18 protein-coding genes and 1 tRNA gene are annotated in these 15,598 nt (G+C 54.7%); 13 read left to right on the forward strand and 6 right to left on the reverse strand.

All coding sequences use genetic code 11. The features are described 5' to 3' along the window. Positions 1–12 precede the first annotated feature (12 nt). Positions 13–102 (reverse strand) — tRNA-Ser (locus AC4FIC_RS02585). Between the two features lie 204 nt (positions 103–306). On the opposite strand from AC4FIC_RS02585, the gene AC4FIC_RS02590 reads away from it, so the two are divergent. From AC4FIC_RS02590 to hemG, 3 genes are all read left to right on the forward strand, one after another. Beyond that, the gene (locus AC4FIC_RS02590) at positions 307–537 is read left to right on the forward strand and encodes a FeoA family protein (protein WP_158524340.1); all 231 of its coding nucleotides are present in this window, start codon (positions 307–309) and stop codon (positions 535–537) included. Continuing rightward, positions 534–2,672 carry a ferrous iron transport protein B gene (gene feoB / locus AC4FIC_RS02595; RefSeq protein WP_227003647.1) on the forward strand — a complete coding sequence of 713 codons (2,139 nt, stop codon included), beginning with the start codon at positions 534–536 and terminating at the stop codon, positions 2,670–2,672. Before AC4FIC_RS02590 ends, feoB begins: the two co-directional genes overlap by 4 nt. Positions 2,673–2,783: 111 nt before the next feature. Beyond that, entirely contained in the window at positions 2,784–3,299 is a 516-nt protein-coding gene (gene hemG, locus AC4FIC_RS02600; RefSeq protein ID WP_100257242.1) for a menaquinone-dependent protoporphyrinogen IX dehydrogenase, read from the forward strand. Positions 3,300–3,481: 182 nt separating this feature from the next. On the opposite strand, the gene AC4FIC_RS02605 is transcribed toward hemG, so the two are convergent. Then, positions 3,482–3,937: an Lrp/AsnC family transcriptional regulator gene (locus AC4FIC_RS02605; protein ID WP_100258741.1), complete on the reverse strand. Its 456-nt coding sequence runs from the start codon at positions 3,935–3,937 to the stop codon at positions 3,482–3,484. A 126-nt stretch (positions 3,938–4,063) separates the two neighbouring features. Between AC4FIC_RS02605 and AC4FIC_RS02610 the strand changes: the two genes are divergently transcribed. Next, the gene (locus AC4FIC_RS02610; protein WP_287420094.1) at positions 4,064–5,536 is read left to right on the forward strand and encodes an aminotransferase class V-fold PLP-dependent enzyme; all 1,473 of its coding nucleotides are present in this window, start codon (positions 4,064–4,066) and stop codon (positions 5,534–5,536) included. A gap of 31 nt (positions 5,537–5,567) precedes the next feature. Here AC4FIC_RS02610 and pepQ read toward each other — a convergent pair whose 3' ends face one another. Further along, positions 5,568–6,851, reverse strand: a complete 1,284-nt coding sequence (pepQ, locus tag AC4FIC_RS02615; protein WP_100257240.1) for a Xaa-Pro dipeptidase — start codon at positions 6,849–6,851, stop codon at positions 5,568–5,570. A 71-nt stretch (positions 6,852–6,922) separates the two neighbouring features. Between pepQ and AC4FIC_RS02620 the strand changes: the two genes are divergently transcribed. The 6 genes from AC4FIC_RS02620 (at position 6,923) to gloA2 (ending at position 10,662) form a co-directional block, all read left to right on the forward strand. Next, positions 6,923–7,621: an aspartate/glutamate racemase family protein gene (locus AC4FIC_RS02620; protein WP_273284658.1), complete on the forward strand. Its 699-nt coding sequence runs from the start codon at positions 6,923–6,925 to the stop codon at positions 7,619–7,621. Between the two features lie 18 nt (positions 7,622–7,639). After that, entirely contained in the window at positions 7,640–8,314 is a 675-nt protein-coding gene (locus AC4FIC_RS02625) for an HAD family hydrolase (RefSeq protein ID WP_476194540.1), read from the forward strand. Continuing rightward, complete coding sequence (locus AC4FIC_RS02630) at positions 8,311–8,712, forward strand: YiiD C-terminal domain-containing protein (RefSeq protein WP_100257237.1); 402 nt, start codon at positions 8,311–8,313, stop codon at positions 8,710–8,712. The genes AC4FIC_RS02625 and AC4FIC_RS02630 overlap by 4 nt, the downstream gene beginning before the upstream one ends. Then, entirely contained in the window at positions 8,709–9,020 is a 312-nt protein-coding gene (locus AC4FIC_RS02635) for a hypothetical protein (RefSeq protein ID WP_145980269.1), read from the forward strand. Before AC4FIC_RS02630 ends, AC4FIC_RS02635 begins: the two co-directional genes overlap by 4 nt. Positions 9,021–9,136: 116 nt before the next feature. After that, complete coding sequence (locus AC4FIC_RS02640) at positions 9,137–10,249, forward strand: 1-acyl-sn-glycerol-3-phosphate acyltransferase (protein WP_100257235.1); 1,113 nt, start codon at positions 9,137–9,139, stop codon at positions 10,247–10,249. Next, entirely contained in the window at positions 10,249–10,662 is a 414-nt protein-coding gene (gene gloA2, locus AC4FIC_RS02645; protein WP_100257234.1) for an SMU1112c/YaeR family gloxylase I-like metalloprotein, read from the forward strand. The genes AC4FIC_RS02640 and gloA2 overlap by 1 nt, the downstream gene beginning before the upstream one ends. A 73-nt stretch (positions 10,663–10,735) precedes the next feature. On the opposite strand, the gene AC4FIC_RS02650 is transcribed toward gloA2, so the two are convergent. Continuing rightward, entirely contained in the window at positions 10,736–11,272 is a 537-nt protein-coding gene (locus tag AC4FIC_RS02650; RefSeq protein WP_273284650.1) for a Pycsar system effector family protein, read from the reverse strand. A 215-nt stretch (positions 11,273–11,487) separates the two neighbouring features. Beyond that, positions 11,488–12,024, reverse strand: a complete 537-nt coding sequence (locus tag AC4FIC_RS02655) for a Pycsar system effector family protein (protein WP_273284648.1) — start codon at positions 12,022–12,024, stop codon at positions 11,488–11,490. A 328-nt stretch (positions 12,025–12,352) separates the two neighbouring features. Between AC4FIC_RS02655 and AC4FIC_RS02660 the strand changes: the two genes are divergently transcribed. Beyond that, positions 12,353–13,078, forward strand: coding sequence for a YebC/PmpR family DNA-binding transcriptional regulator (locus tag AC4FIC_RS02660; protein ID WP_100257231.1), 726 nt, complete (start codon positions 12,353–12,355; stop codon positions 13,076–13,078). A gap of 85 nt (positions 13,079–13,163) precedes the next feature. On the opposite strand, the gene AC4FIC_RS02665 is transcribed toward AC4FIC_RS02660, so the two are convergent. Next, entirely contained in the window at positions 13,164–14,534 is a 1,371-nt protein-coding gene (locus AC4FIC_RS02665) for an MATE family efflux transporter (protein WP_100257230.1), read from the reverse strand. A gap of 446 nt (positions 14,535–14,980) precedes the next feature. On the opposite strand from AC4FIC_RS02665, the gene AC4FIC_RS02670 reads away from it, so the two are divergent. Then, entirely contained in the window at positions 14,981–15,253 is a 273-nt protein-coding gene (locus tag AC4FIC_RS02670; protein ID WP_227003646.1) for a DUF4266 domain-containing protein, read from the forward strand. Then, the coding region (locus tag AC4FIC_RS02675; protein WP_476194732.1) for a DUF3570 domain-containing protein at positions 15,244–15,598 on the forward strand (355 nt) is incomplete at its 3' end. The genes AC4FIC_RS02670 and AC4FIC_RS02675, both read left to right, overlap by 10 nt.

Raw genomic sequence — 15,598 nt, forward strand, 5'->3', positions numbered from 1 at the left:
TTTTATTGAATATGGCGGAGAGTGAGGGATTCGAACCCCCGGTAGGTTACCCTACGTCTGATTTCAAGTCAGGTGCATTAAGCCAGGCTCTGCCAACTCTCCGTGAGTGCGAGCGCAGTGTACCCTGTTGATCAGACGTGTCAATAATAAATGTGGCTAAGCTGCTGAAATTTAACAATAAGTTTTGTCGGCTTGGGCAGCGGGGGGCTCGTTTCTTGATCCAAATCAAGCTAAATGCAAATAGATTGCATTTGAGATTCATTATCATTTAGGCTGGAGGCTGAATCTTACGTTTTAGGTGACCCGGTGCAACTGAGTCAATTGGAAGTAGGGCAACCGGGCGTTGTGGCCGGTTTTGCCGAACAGGGTATGGCGTATCAGGCACGCTATCTATCCTTGGGCTTGATGCCCGGTGCGGCAGTGCGGGTGGTGCGCGTGGCGCCGCTGGGTTGCCCGCTGCAAATCAAGGTCGGTTCTACGTTGTTTAGTATGCGGCGCGTTGAAGCCAATCAAATCCTGGTGGAGGCCTCAAAATGACCCAGCCAAACACATTGCGCGTGGCGCTGATCGGTAACCCCAATTGTGGTAAAACCACGCTCTTTAACAGCCTAACCGGCGCGCACCAGAAGGTGGGCAACTGGCCGGGTGTGACCATTGAACGGAAAACCGGTGCATTTAGCCTGGTCACGGGCGAGCGTGTGGAGCTGGTGGACTTGCCCGGCATCTATTCCCTGGAGCAGGATGACTTTGGGCTCGATGAGCAGATAGCGGCTAATTGCCTGCTCCAGGGCGATATCGATATCATTATCAATCTGGTCGATGCCAGCTGCCTCGATCGCCAACTCTTGTTAAGCCATCAATTGCGTGATTACGATGTGCCCATCTTAGTGGTGGCCAATATGCTGGATGTGGCCGAAGCCAATCAGCAGACGGTGCGGCTCGATGCGCTGAGCCAAGTGCTCGGTCTGCCGGTGCTGGGCATCGTGGCGGCCAAAAGCTCGGCGGCGGCTTTGGTGCGGGCGCAATTGACCCAGGCTCGACCCTTTGTCGGCGCCACGATTGCCTTGCCCAAGTCCGGAGGTGCGCGCATTGCCGCGCGCTTACAGCAAACCTCGGGCTGGGTTAAGCAGGTGGTGGTGCAGGGCGATGGCGGCCGGTCCCTGACGGAGCGGGTCGATCGAGTGGTGCTCAACCGGTTCTTGGGCATACCGATCTTTCTTTTGTCGATCTATCTGCTGTTCACTTTTGCCATTAACGTGGGTGCCATCTTTATCGATTTTTTCGATATTCTCCTCGGCACCTGGCTGGTCGAAGGCACCCGTCAACTGTTAACGATGCTGCAAGCGCCGGCCTGGCTCAGTGTGGTATTGGCCGATGGCTTGGGCAGTGGTATCCAATTGGTGGGTACCTTTATTCCGGTGATCGGCTTCCTGTATCTGGGGCTGTCCGTCCTTGAAGGCTCCGGCTATATAGTGCGGGCCGCCTTTGTGGTTGACCGGCTGATGCAGTCGATCGGCCTACCCGGGCGCGCCTTCGTGCCTTTAATAGTCGGCTTTGGCTGCAATGTGCCCTCGGTCATGGCGACCCGGACGCTCGATCGCCAGGCAGATCGCATGGTCACCATCGCGATGACGCCCTTTATGTCCTGCGGGGCTCGGCTCACGGTTTATGCGCTGTTTGCCGCGGCCTTTTTCGGGCATCAGGGGCAGAATGTGGTCTTTGGCCTCTATCTGTTTGGCATTGCCATGGCCGTGTTAACCGGTTGGATCTTCCGGCGAGCCTTTTTTCAGGGGGCGATCAGCAGTTCGATTATGGAAATGCCGGTTTACCATATTCCATCGCTACGCAATGTCTTGATGACTACCTGGCACCGGTTGCAGAGTTTTCTACTGCGTGCCGGGAAGACCATTATTCAGGTGGTGGTGTTGCTCTCATTTTTGAACTCCTGGGGCACCGACGGCAGCTTTGGCCACGAGAACAGTCAGGCCTCGATCCTCAGTGCGATCAGTCGTGCCGCCACGCCATTGCTTGCGCCCATTGGTGTGCAAGCCGATAACTGGCCGGCAACGGTGGGGGTGATTACCGGTATCTTCACCAAGGAAGCCGTGGTTGGTACGCTCGATTCGCTCTACGCCGATGTCGCCGGCGTGGCCGATAGGCCGGCGGGTGCGCTCCACTTTGGTGCTGAAACCCTGCGCGCCGTGCGCTCTATTAGCGACAATGGCGCGGGCCTGATCCATGCCCTGAGCGACCCGCTCGGCATTCAGGTGGTGCAATACGACACCGTCGATCTGGCCGCGGCCGATCAGGCGGTGCGAGCCACCACCCTGACCACCATGGCGGTGCTCTTTGTCACCCCCTTTGCCGCCTTCTGTTATTTGCTCTTTATCCTGCTCTATACGCCCTGCGTCGCGGTCATGGGCGCGTTAGTGCGTGAGGCCGGCAGCCGCTGGGCTTGGGTGGTGATCAGCTGGAGCACGGTATTGGCCTATGGCGTGGCCACCATTGTTTATCAGCTGGGTACCGTACTCGAGCATCCGCTCAGTTCGAGCGCCTGGGTGGTGGGTATGCTGGTGTTGATTGGTCTGTATTTGCTGCTGATTAAACGTATGGGCCGGCCCTTGCCGAGCATTGCACCGTCCAATCGAATCCCGCTCCGGTTGATCGGCTAAAAAGTCGTCTTATAAGTCGGCCTGGCCGGCGCTGGCTTTGTTTGCCTTACATCAAAAGTATTCTGGCCAATCCTGATTAGACTGCCTGCTGCCAATAGTGGAGCACAGTCTATGACCAGCCTTATTTTCTACTCCAGCACAGACGGACACACCCGTAAGATTGCCGAAACCCTGGCCCAAGACTGGCCAGGCCCGGTGCACGTGGCGCCCTTGGCCGACGTCGATAGCTGGCAGGGCGATGAGCGGATCCGCTGTGTGGTGATTGGCGCGTCGATCCGTTATGGGCACTTTCAAGACGAACTGCTGAACACCGTCAGCCAACATAAGGCTTGGCTCAACGGTCGCAAAAGCGCCTTCTTCGGTGTCAATCTCACCGCGCGCAAGCCGGGCAGAGCCGACCCTGCTACCAGTCCCTATTTGCAACGATTTCTGCGTACCAGCGCCTGGCAGCCGGACCACGTAGCGCTCTTTGCCGGAAAATTGAACTACCCAATATACGGTTTTTTCGATAAGCACATGATCCGCTTGATTATGAAAATGACCGGCGGTTGCGCCGATGGCACCAGCACCATTGAATACACCGACTGGCACGCGGTAACCCGTTTCGCCAAGGCTATTTCCGCCTAGGTCTGATGCCAAGCCCTTGGATAGGTCCTTGACTGCTATGGCCTTTGTTATTTATACCGTTATCTATATTTTGGATTTTTTTATTGACTACGCTCTGTGGCGGATCGGTTAATCAGTTGATCAGTTGAGCGCGTCCAGGTCAGCGCGAACGCGCAGCTTAACCCCATCCCGCAAAAAAACCATTAGCCAAGCGGCAGGGCGGTGGTGTGTTTGATTCGCTCCATAGCAAAGCTGGAACTGACATCTGAAAGGCGCACCCGGCCGACCAGCCGCTTGTAAAAACGGTCGTAGGCCTCTATATCTTTTACCACCACTCTCAATAAATAATCGACGTCGCCGCTCATTCGATAGGCTTCGACCACCTCGGGCAAGACTTGCAACGCCTGATAGAAGGTTTCCAGCCAGTCATCATTGTGTTCATTGGTCTTAATAAAGACGAAGACATCGATGCCTAGCTCCAGTTGTTGCCGATTCAACAAGGCGACGCGTTTCTCGATATAGCCTTTGGTTTCTAAATTCTGAATGCGTCGCCAGCACGGGCTCACGGTAAGGTTGACCCGGTCGGCGATCTCCTGCACCACTAAGGTGGCGTCCTGTTGCAGCAGCTGTAAAATGTGCTTATCGATCGAATCGATCATATTTTTCACTTATATATATTATGTTAGAAATTTATACCCCTAATGTAACTTAATGGTGGAAATTTTGGAACCCATCGGGCGGCATGTTCGATTATCCTAAGCTGAATCATTAACGGATCGCCGCTTATGTCAGTTTCCCTCTCACGCTCGGCCCAGCCGTCATCCGCATCGGCCGTCGAAGCCGCGTCAACGAACGCTCAGGGAGAACCCGACCGGGCCTATTGGCAGGGCATTCAAGCCAACATTATTGAGGATCGGCAAAATCCAGATCGGCTCTACGCCGACTGGACCGCCAGCGGCCGCTTGTATCGCCCCATTGAGCAGCGCATCAGCGAGTTGGCCGGCCAGATCATGGCCAATACTCACACCGAAGACAGTTACACCGGGCGGGAGATGTCGCGTTATCTGGCCCAGGCTCATGAGCGCATAAAGGCGCATGTTCGAGCCGATTCGAACGATGTCTTGCTCAATGTCGGGACCGGGATGACTGGAGCGCTGGCTAAGCTGATGCGCTTGTTGGGTTGGTGGAGTCACGAATCGCATCGGCAATTGATACTCGATAACCTTGCCGAGCGGCCCTTGGTCTATATCACCCATCGGGAACACCACAGCAATCAGACCATGTGGCTGGAAAGCCTGGCTGAACTGCGCCTGATTCCCGCTCTCGACGGCGATGAGATCGATCTGGCTTGGCTCGAACAGGATCTGTTGCGTGAAGCCAAGCGCAAAATCAAGGTGGCTTCGGTGACCGCCGCCTCCAATGTGACCGGCATTGTCACGCCCTATCGGGACATTGCTCGGCTGATGCATGCTCAGGGCGGCCTAGCCTTTGTCGATTTTGCCGCCTCGGCGCCCTATGTCGATATCGATATGCACCCTAATGCCGATGAGTGGCTCGATGCGATCTATTTTTCGCCGCACAAGTTTCTCGGCGGACCGGGCAGTAATGGCGTGCTGGTCTTTAATCAGGCGCTGTACCAAAACCGAATACCCGACCAGCCCGGTGGCGGCACCGTCTTATGGACCAACCCCTGGGGCGAACATCGCTTTATTAAGGATATCGAGCAGCGCGAATCCGGCGGTACACCGGGCATCTTACAAACCTTGCGCACGGCTCTGGCGATTCAGCTGAAAGAGGAGATGGGCACCGAGCGCATTGCGGCACGCGAAGCCTGGTTGAATCAGCGGCTGTTTGCCCGTTTGAGTGCGATGCCTGCGGTGAGGGTTCTGTCCGATCAGCATCGGGATCGGCTGAGTGTGTTTTCCATCGTCTTTGCCAACCTGGATTACCGCAGTGCGGTGCAGCGGCTGAGTGATCGGTTTTACATCGAATCGCGTGGCGGCTGTGCCTGCGCCGGCACCTACGGTCACCATTTGCTGGCCATCGATCAATGCACCTCCAATGCGATCACAGCCGGATTGGACGAGGCGTGCCCAACCGATAAGCCGGGCTGGGTGCGCATCAGTCTGCATCCGTCGATGAGTGCGGCACAGCTGGATCGATTGGCCGATGCCATCGGAGCGGTGGCTCAGCTATCGGTCGACCAGACGCCACTGCCTAGAACGCCCGCCGCCGATTTTTGGACCACGCTTAGCTGAGTGCCTGCTTGGGGACATAGTCCGGCGTACATTAGGGCCGGGTTAAGTTCTCTGGGCCGGCACTGCGCACCACGATATTGTCTTCAATCCGCACGCCACCGAAGGGTGTTAACTGCTCGATCAAGGCCAAATCGCAGCCATGCTTGCCGATTTCGGCCTGCATCTTGGTTAGCAGCATGGGGATAAAATAGAGCCCCGGTTCGATGGTAATCACGCTGCCCTCGGCCAGCGGTCGAGTCAGGCGTAAAAAGGGCGCATGCTCGGGCGGCTTTTCGATCATGCCGCTGCGGTCTTGCTGATGGCCGCCGACATCGTGGACCTGCAAGCCGAGCAGATGCCCGATGCCGTGCGGGAAAAAGACCTGGGTTACCCGCTTGGCCAGCTGCTCATCGACGCTCAGCGAGCAGATGCCGGTCGCGCGCAAGGTGTCGGCACTATAACGCAGGGCCGCCTCATGAATCGCCAGATAGGGTGTGCCCACCTGACAGAGCTCGACCAACTGGCGCTGATAGGCATCGACGCGCTCGACCAGTTCGCGGAACACGCCCCGATCGGTGGTGCTGGTCCGGGTAATATCGCTGGCATAGCCGTTCACCTTGACCCCAGCATCGATCAGTAGGGTATGTGACTGCTCCGGTGGGGTCAGGTTTTTGCGTTCATAATGCAGCACCGCGGCCGATTCGTTCAAACCGACGATGGCACCGTAGGGTTCATCAATTTGCTGCTGTTCGCTGGCAATCAGGTAGGCACGGTGAATGTCGAGCTCGGACAGGCCGTTTAAAAAGCCCTGTTCGGCTGCGGCATGGCCCACCAGGGCGCGCTCATTGGCCCGGCGCAGCTGGGAAATCTCCCATTCTGTCTTGACCGCCCGATCGAAATTGAGCCAATGAATCAGATGTTCCGGATTGACCAACAGTTGATGGCGCCTGGGCAGAACGTGCGGGCTTTGGGTCAACACCGCGACCCGACCGGATAACTCACTAAGCCAGTCGGTATCGGCGGCGGCGATAATCTGCCAAGGGTCCGTCCAGGTGCCCGTGGGTGCGCTCGGGCAGACATGCCAAAAATCCTGCTTGGCCGGCCAATAGAGGCGCAGACCCTGAGTCGGGCTATAGACCACCCAGGTTTCAGCGGGCAGGTCATAGGGTAACCATTGTTGGGCAAAGGCCGCCGGATGAAAGGGGTGACTGAGGTCGTCCAATGCATAATGGGTTAGACTGCCAGCATGAACTGCGATGGCATCGAGTTGAAATTGATCACAGGCGAGCTGATAGCGCTGCATCAGGGCCTGAAGGTGGGCTTGATAGAGAGACATGGGGCCTGCATCCTGTTCGCTGGGTGAGTTGCTCCCGTTAGTGTAACGCTGGACGATAACAGGGGCTAGAGATGAAGTGTTTGGGTATTCTGGGCGGTATGAGTTGGGAAAGCACGGCGCACTATTATCAACTGATCAATGAGGGGGTTAAGGCTCGCCTCGGTGGCCTGCACAGCGCCGATCTGTTGGTGCGCTCGGTTGACTTTGCCCTGATCGAACGCTGGCAACAGCAAGGCGATTGGGACAGTGCCGCGGCCTATCTGGCCCATGCCGCACAGTTGCTCAAGGCGGGCGGGGCAGAAGGCCTGGTGATTGCCACCAACACCATGCATAAGGTTGCCGATGACATCATTCAAGCATCGGGTCTGGAGCTGATTCATATCGCCGATTGCACCGGTGCTGTGTTGCAGGCCGAGGGTCGCCAAAAAGTTGCACTCTTGGGCACGGCCTTTACCATGGAGCAAAGCTTCTATAAACAGCGCCTAATCGACCATTTCGACTTGGAAGTGATCGTTCCCGATCGAGCGCAGCGTGATGATGTGCATCGTATTATTTATCAGGAACTGTGTCTGGGTCAGATTAACCCAGCGTCACGACAACGCTACCAGGAAATAGTTGCTGACTTGGCCGACCGAGGCGCGCAGAGCGTGATCCTCGGTTGTACTGAGATCGGTATGTTGATCGGCCCCGATGACACCCCGGTGGCCTTAATTGATACCACCCTTATACATGCCCAGTCTGCCGTAAAGTGGCTGCTGGCCAAACAGTGAAATTAATAGGAGCGCGCATTGGCGATTATTGAAGCCGTATTGTGGGATATGGACGGCGTATTACTCGATTCAGAACGTCTGGTTCAGGATGTTTTCAGTCAGCTCATGACCGAGCAGGGCGTGATGGCGGACCCCGCTGCACGCTATTTGGAGACCGTGGGCATGAATCATCAAGGCATCGTGCAGTGGTATCTGCAATATGTCGATACTCTGGAGTTGGCCGAGCACTATTGCAGCTTGGTCGGGGCGCGCTACCGGAGCCGTGCCAGCGAGGAGTTGGAACTGAAAGAAGGGGTGATCGAGGCGCTCAACTCGGTCGCCGACGCGCATTTGCCGCAAATGGTGGTCACCAGTTCGCCTAACGCGAGCGCGCGCCAGAAATTGGCCCAGTTTGGACTCAATTCCTATTTTGAACATCTAATTGGCGGTGACCAGGTAAGCCAGGGCAAACCGCATCCGGAGCCCTATTTACGTGGCTGTAACCTACTGTCGGTCGACCCAGCTCGGGTGTTGATTATCGAAGACAGTGCCAATGGCGTTGCCTCGGGCTTGGCGGCCGGTTGCATGGTGGTGCATGTCCCAGATCTGATCGACACTAACCCGGAATGGCAGGACTCGATCTATGATGCACTCGATTCACTGGCGAGTTTTCCGCGCTGGTTGGCGATGCAGCGCGGCGGCGACTGGTTATGAACCTAGGCGCGATAGAACCCCTAGCGCATCTGGGTATCGAGCTAGTGCATTGCAATGCGGCAGAGGCGGTGTTTAGCCTGCCGCTGGACGGCAACCGAAACGACAAGGCAACGGTCTTTGCCGGCAGTCAATATTCGGTGTTGGTCCTGGCCGGCTGGTATCTGACCAGCGCCTGGGCGGCCGAACAGCAGCTGGGTGATAAGGTCGCAATCAAAGACTCCCAGGTTCAATATCCCAAGGCGGCGCTGACCGATTTGCGCATCGTGGCGCGTTTTGTCAGTCCGCCCGAGCGCCGGCCCAGTGGCCATTGGCGCGCGTTGTTGAGCGTCGAGGCACGCGACCAGCAGGGTGAACTGGTCAGCCAATTCACCGGTGATTACCGGATCCTTCAGGCGTGAGGGTGGTGCCCCTGAATCGGCTGTTAATTCAACCGACCGTGCAATTGAGCTGGATTGAACAGCATCGGCGTATCGAATTCGTGCTCGATGCCGCGCTGCAGGCACTCTTCAGCCGTCTCTGGTTGCTCTATCAGGCCGACAGTGCGGACACTGTGCCGGCCTTTCTCACGTCGGCGTCGGCGCAGTCCTTTAATCTGATCGATGACGATCGATTATTTGCCTTGTTGGTTGGGGCTGATTTTATCCAACAAAAACACCCACAATTTAGGGTTGAGCTTGGCCAAGCCAATCTGGTCTGGGCGATTTAACCGAGCAGGCCCGGCCTAAAACCCTATCGCCCAGCTCAAGAACTCGTCTAAATAGCTGAAATTAAATGGCTTTTCTACTATTCTAGGGAGCTTGACCCGCCATAAAAGAATTACTCGTGTTTGCAGACATCCGCCCCTTTCAAGATGCAGAAGTAAAGACCGTACTGAAAACAACCCTCAACGACCCAGCCTTGGCCAAAGCCATGGGCTCCTGGTTGGCACCGGGTTTGAACAAAAGAGCGCCGTGGCTGTTACAGCCGCTGATTCGCGCGCTGTTGAAGGTATATCTCTGGTCGGTAACCGATGTAGCGAGCTTTCAACAGAAATTAAGCCCGCTGGTGAGTCGTTTGCTAAAGAAGTCTGTCGCCGAGTTTTCGGTGCACGGTCTGGACCGACTGGATAAACAGAAGGCCTATCTCTTTGTGTCCAATCACCGCGATATCGTGATGGACCCGGCGATGTTGAATTGGGCCTTGCACCAAAACGGCTTTCAGACGGCGCGGATTGCCGTTGGCGATAACCTGTTAAGCCAACCCTTTTCCGCCAATCTGATGCGCTTAAACAAGAGCTTTATCGTCAAGCGGGGTATTACCGGGTTGAAGGCGCGCTTCAAAGCCGCCCAAGAATTGTCTCGTTATATCCACTATTCGATTCTCGACGAATCGGCCAGCATCTGGATTGCACAGCGCGAAGGTCGCTCCAAGGACGGCTACGATCGCACCAATCCGGCGGTCATCGGCATGTTTAGTCTGAGTAAGCCCAAATTGCGCGCCTACTCTGAGTACATCAATGAACTGAATATAGTGCCGGTGGCGATCAGCTATGAGCTCGATCCGCTCGACCTGGCCAAGGCGCGGGAACTCTATGCGCTGGAGACTAACGGCGATTATGTAAAACGTAAAAACGAAGATTTAAATTCCATTGCCCGCGGCATGACCGGCTGGAAAGGCCGGGTGCACCTGGAGTTTGGTGAGGTGTTGCAGGGTCAATTCGAAACCGACGATGAGGTCGCCGAACACATCGATACCCAAATCCACCAGATCTATCAGAGCTTCCCGACCAATGACTGGGCTGAGGCCTGTCTGAATAATAATGTCGGCGAGATCGCCAATGCCAATGTTGAGACGCTGAAAAAGCGGGTCGAGTCGGCCCGAGCGGAATTAAGACCCTATATTCTCAAGCAATACGCCAACGGTTTGCGTATGCGCCGCGGCGAGGCACCGCTCTAATGGCCTTACCAGGGGTTCAGGGTCTCCATCACATCGCGTTGATTTGCTCGGACTATCAGGTTGCTAAGCGGTTTTATGTTGAGCTGTTGGGCGGCACGGTGATTGCCGAAACCTATAGGGCGGCGCGTCAGAGTTATAAACTGGATATCGGTTTTCCGGGGTTTGAGTTGGAATTGTTCACCTTTCCGGCGGCCCCCGCGCGGCCCTCAACGCCTGAGGCCCAGGGTTTACGCCATTTGGCGATTCGAGTCCTGGACCTCGACGCGGCCATCGCCTACCTGCAGCAACACCAGGTGGTGGTGGAGCCGGTGCGCGTGGATGAACTGACCGGTAACCGCTTTACCTTCTTCCCCGATCCCGATGGCCTGCCGCTCGAGCTGGTCGAGTGCCTGAGCGAGCATGACCGAAGATAACTCGATACCTAGGCCAACAGCCGCGCCTAATTGTTAAAACGCATTGGGGCGGTTTAGGCAAATTGGCCTTTGCTTAGAAAGAGGGCATAACCATCGTAATGATGAGAATAACGGCAGCGGATCCGAAACCGGTTAAAAAAGTCAGGTAACCGTAGCGCAGCAGGCGGTATTTCTTCTTGGCCAGGTACTGCCCTAAACCGTATATTTCGCGCAACTGAATCTCATAAGAGAGCGATGAATCGTTTAATGTCTTTTCCATCATGACCAAATAGTCATCAAATTTTATCGTATGAAAGTCGCCAAAAAACATCGGATTGAAGTTGGGGTTGCTCAACTCCAAGTCGCCATCGGGGCGTTTGGCCATACTCATTTTCGGCATTACCGCATAACAGGCGAAAAAGATCGTAATCAAACAGAAGAACATCAGAGTCCCTAAAGCGGGACGATAGGCCAAATTGCTCAGTTGCGGCAAGCACAGGGTGGCGACAACGGATGACATGGTCAGCAACATATTGGCCTTTGCATCAGCCATAGACGAAAGGGTGACGTGGTGCTGACGCGTCTGTTTTAACATATGGTCGACGTGAACTGCCGGTGTCTGGATGTGCATAGAGGCTCCTACTGATTTATGAAGTTCCTGCCAAGACAGGCCCTCGGGTCGAATGTCATTCGGTATTAGTCTATCTTATATTAGGCTTCGCTCATTGGATTTTTTGTTCGTTGAGCCAAATTTCCCTCGGGCGAGTCGGTCTGTTATACCCTCATTTTTAGCCAGTCCGACGCTACATGAGCCCCAACATAGCATGAGCCCCAAAACAGCAGCGGTTAAAAATAATAGACCATCAGGCTAATGCATAGAACCACGGCAGCAGAGATAAAACCCGCCATGAAAGTCAAATAAGCAGCGCGTAAGGTGTTAAATTTCTTTTTCGCTAGATATTGGCCTAAACCGTGTATTTCCCGCAACTCAATCTCATGACAGAGTGTCGGATTGTTGAATACCTGTTCCATTAGAGTTAAATACTTGTCAAACCTGATAGTGTGAAAATCACCGAAAAACAACGGATTAAAGTTAGGATTGCCCAACTGCAGATCCGGGTCCAGCCGTTTGGTTAAATCCACTCTCGGGATCACCACAAAGCAGGCGAGGAAAATAGTCACTAACGAGAACAGCATTAGTATCGCCAGGGCGGGACGATAGAGCATATTATCCAGCAGCGCTAAACAGAGCGTGGCGGTCACGGACGATATCGTGAGCAACATGTTGGCCTTGGCATCGCCCAAGGACGATAGCGTCACATGGTGCTGATGGGTCTGTTCCAGCATGGGTTCTGCGAAATTGTCAGTTGTTTGGTTGGCCATTGAAATTCCTAATAAATAATGTATTTCAACTTAACAGCCACTCCGGCCGAACAGTAGTCGATAAGATGTATACTAACTCATAGACTACGTACTAAAAATGCCTAATACACCCCTTGGCTTTAATTCATTGCGGTGCGCGTGGAGACAGGAGTTCAGGGGCATGCCAACGCAGATCCTAACGGCCCCTGCACTGACTTATGGGTCGGTACCTATAGCGATATCGATACTAAATGCCCCCCCTTTTGACTTAAATTGACGATTCGACTAGTTTGTCCCACCGATTCTTTATAAAATCCCCTCACTTTCCAACCAAATAATGGTGTTTTCTATGGGCAGAGCCTATCAAAATCGCAAATTATCGATGGCTAAAACGTCCGATATGAAGGCCAAGGTTTACAGCCGATACAGCCGAGAAATTTATGTCTGTGCCAAGGGCGGTATCGAACCGGCCGGTAACTTGGCCCTCGGTGTTCTGATTGACCGGGCCAAAAAAGACCAGGTCCCAGCCCATGTGATCGACAAGGCGCTGGAAAAAGCCGCCGGCGGCGGCGGTGAGGATTTTGCCGTGGCCCGCTATGAGGGCTATGGCCCGGGTAGCACCATGGTTATAGTCGATTGTCTGAGCGATAACCCGAACCGTACCTTTGGCGATGTGCGCATCTGTTTCAATAAGGTTAAGGCCAAGATCGGCACGGTCGGTTCGGTCAGCCATATGTTCGACCATTGCGCCATCTTTGCCTTCACCGGCGATGATGAAGACGTGGTCCTGGAAGCGCTGATGGACGCCGATGTTGATGTCACCGATATCGAGGTCTCCGACGGTAAGGTAACGGTTTTTGCGCCCCATACCGAATACGCCAAAACCAAATCGGCGCTCAAGGCCGCCTTCCCTGATATCGATCTGGACGTCGATGAGGTGCAATTCGTGCCTCAGACCTCGACCGTGCTCGAAGGTGAAGATATTGTGCTGTTCGAGAAATTCCTCGAGCTATTGAATTACCTCGACGATGTTCAGAATGTCTTTCACAACGCTGAGTATTCGCTGGACGATTAGTCCCAAGCTCGTCTGCCGACAAAAAAGCCGCACCCTGGTAACAGGCTGCGGCTTTTTTGTGTCTAGCCGATAGCGGCCGAAACCGCTAACCGGGAGCGAGCGCTGTGCGCTGGTGCGCCAACTTTTTAAAGGCCCAACGGATTACCAGCAGAGACACCAAGAAGGTCAATGCATCGGAAATCGGAAAGATATACCAGATGGCGTTGATGCCGAACAACAGCGGTAAGATAATCAGCATGGGAATCTGCAGCACATAGACGTGCAGACTCGACAACAGCAGGGCCGGCTTGGCCTGGCCGATGGCTTGAAAATAGATCGACCAAATATTGGTCGCACCGGCCAGAGCGAACCCCAGAAAGAGAAACCGAGCGATGTCTTGGCCCTGGGCAATAAGCTGTAGATCCGTGGTGAAAATACGAAAGATCCAATCTGGAAAGAGCACCGCAAACAGGGTGATTAGGCCACAGTAGAGACTGGTCACCTTGACCGCAAAACGCGTCACCTCGGCGACCCGGTCATAGGCCTGAGCGCCATAGTTGTAGCCGCAAATCGTTTGGTAGGCGATCGTCATGCCCAGCAACGGGAAAAACACAAAAACAAAGACTCGGCCTAAAATGCCATAGGCGCTGATCAAATAATCCGCTTCGCTCAGGCCGGATTGGCTGAGCGAGTAGTTCACCAAGCCAATAACCAATGAGACCCCAAAATAGTTAATAAAGAGTGGGAAACCCAATGCCAAGGTATCGCCGCTAATAGGCGCATTAAAGCGAATATTGCTCAGTTTAATTTTGACATCGGTGCGGCCTGTACCAAACACAAAGAGCAGTAGGGCCAGCGACAAGAGTTGGGAGAAAACGGTCGCATAGGCCACGCCTTGGACGCCCCAACCGAGCACAAAGATCGCAATGGGGTCGAGGATGATGTTGGTGACCGAGCCCAAGAGCATCGACAGCATTAGGATCTTCATCTTACCTTCGGCTCGGGCCAGATCCGAGAAGGCGGCGCCGAGTAACACCGCTGGCGTGGCACTTAAGATTGGTACCAAATACTCCAGTGAATAGGGTTTTAGGGCTGGTGTGACGGCCAACAAGTCGAGTAGATCGTGCATAAAAAACAGACACAGAGCTGTGATACTGCAGCCCATCACCAGCGCCAGGAATAGGGTGTTGCCGGCAGCCCGTTCAGCCTCAGGCATGTTTTTGGCACCCAGACGACGAGCCACTATGGAGGCCGCTCCGGAGCCGATCCAGCCGGCGAGGGCGATGATCATCATTTGGATCGGAAAAACGATCGATACCCCACCGATTGCATTGATGCCCAAGCCTCGGGTGACAAAGAGGGCGTCGACCACATTATAAAGACCACCGACCACCAGGCCGAAGATAATCGGCAAGGACATGGAACTGAAAAGTTTTGGAATGGCTAGAGTGCCCAAACCGGTGCTACTGGCTGTCATAATAAATCCTAATGGAGCGCGCGGTTAAGCGTCGGCTATCGGGTTGAGCACCTGGTGAAAATGCTCGCGTACAAAGTTTTGACAGCCGTTGGCGCAGGCTGATGGCTGCCGCGGTCCTTCCAAACGCCGTCTGTACCCGTGTCTAAATGACCAGGCAATATACCCGAGTATTTATTCTCGGTCACCAAACTCCTTGAGCCGTTCACTCAGGCCGCTCCTGGAGACCCTTTTTAAGGTTCATTTCAGAATCGGGCGTTAAGATTCGGACTACATTGGCTAAACAGATAACAACGCTGTCCACAATGAGTCGACTGGCTTACGCGACCCGCCGGTGTGCTAGCAAGGTCAGTCAGGTTCAACCGTGCCGCGGTGGCCAGTGGATGTCATGATGTAATAGAATTGCCAGGCCCTCGGACGCCGGCGATTAAAGCTATTAGGATGTTGAAATGAAAATGAAGTTAGCAAGAACGGCGCTGCCTTTTAGGCGCCACACCAGAGGCTTGGGCCGATCCATTTGGTTGATTACCAGTTTAGCCCTGATCCTGAGCAGCTGTTCTGGCCTGGGCGTTAAGCCCTGGGCCCGCGGCACATTGGCTCGCCCGGACATGACCTTCGGCAACGACGCGCTCAATGGCCAGTTCGATAATCACATCTATTTCAGTAAAGAAGCCGCAAGCGGCGGCAGCGGCCAAAGTGGCGGAGGCTGCGGATGCAACTAAAATCCTCCCAGCTTAAATTGTCCATGCTCGCGCTAGCATCCGGGTCCTTGCTGAGCGCCGTCGGTGCCTCCGCGGCCGAGGGAACCGACTGGCAGGCCGAGGCGGCAGTGCTTTATTATGGTGAGCTAGACCGAGTCACGGCGCTCGAACCGGTGATTAACCTCAAGCGAATCTGGAGCCCCGAGCAGATTGCCTCGGCTACCCTGGTATTGGATACACTCGGCGGTGCCTCACATAATGGCGCGGCGGTGGTCGACAGTCCGCAGACCTTTGCGGGCAGTTCGGGTAGCTATGCCGCATCGAGCGATGAAGGCGATGATGATGATGATGATGATGATGATGATG

The organism is Reinekea sp. (genome assembly GCF_982785585.1).

Excerpts from the sequence above, each read along its gene's own strand:
- feoB (WP_227003647.1), top strand. The coding sequence starts at position 534 with ATGACCCAGCCAAACACATTGCGCGTGGCGCTGATCGGTAACCCCAAT.
- hemG (WP_100257242.1), top strand. The coding sequence starts at position 2,784 with ATGACCAGCCTTATTTTCTACTCCAGCACAGACGGACACACCCGTAAG.
- AC4FIC_RS02605 (WP_100258741.1), bottom strand. The coding sequence starts at position 3,937 with ATGATCGATTCGATCGATAAGCACATTTTACAGCTGCTGCAACAGGAC.
- AC4FIC_RS02610 (WP_287420094.1), top strand. The coding sequence starts at position 4,064 with ATGTCAGTTTCCCTCTCACGCTCGGCCCAGCCGTCATCCGCATCGGCC.
- pepQ (WP_100257240.1), bottom strand. The coding sequence starts at position 6,851 with ATGTCTCTCTATCAAGCCCACCTTCAGGCCCTGATGCAGCGCTATCAG.
- AC4FIC_RS02620 (WP_273284658.1), top strand. The coding sequence starts at position 6,923 with ATGAAGTGTTTGGGTATTCTGGGCGGTATGAGTTGGGAAAGCACGGCG.
- AC4FIC_RS02630 (WP_100257237.1), top strand. The coding sequence starts at position 8,311 with ATGAACCTAGGCGCGATAGAACCCCTAGCGCATCTGGGTATCGAGCTA.
- gloA2 (WP_100257234.1), top strand. The coding sequence starts at position 10,249 with ATGGCCTTACCAGGGGTTCAGGGTCTCCATCACATCGCGTTGATTTGC.
- AC4FIC_RS02650 (WP_273284650.1), bottom strand. The coding sequence starts at position 11,272 with ATGCACATCCAGACACCGGCAGTTCACGTCGACCATATGTTAAAACAG.
- AC4FIC_RS02655 (WP_273284648.1), bottom strand. The coding sequence starts at position 12,024 with ATGGCCAACCAAACAACTGACAATTTCGCAGAACCCATGCTGGAACAG.
- AC4FIC_RS02660 (WP_100257231.1), top strand. The coding sequence starts at position 12,353 with ATGGGCAGAGCCTATCAAAATCGCAAATTATCGATGGCTAAAACGTCC.
- AC4FIC_RS02665 (WP_100257230.1), bottom strand. The coding sequence starts at position 14,534 with ATGACAGCCAGTAGCACCGGTTTGGGCACTCTAGCCATTCCAAAACTT.
- AC4FIC_RS02670 (WP_227003646.1), top strand. The coding sequence starts at position 14,981 with ATGAAAATGAAGTTAGCAAGAACGGCGCTGCCTTTTAGGCGCCACACC.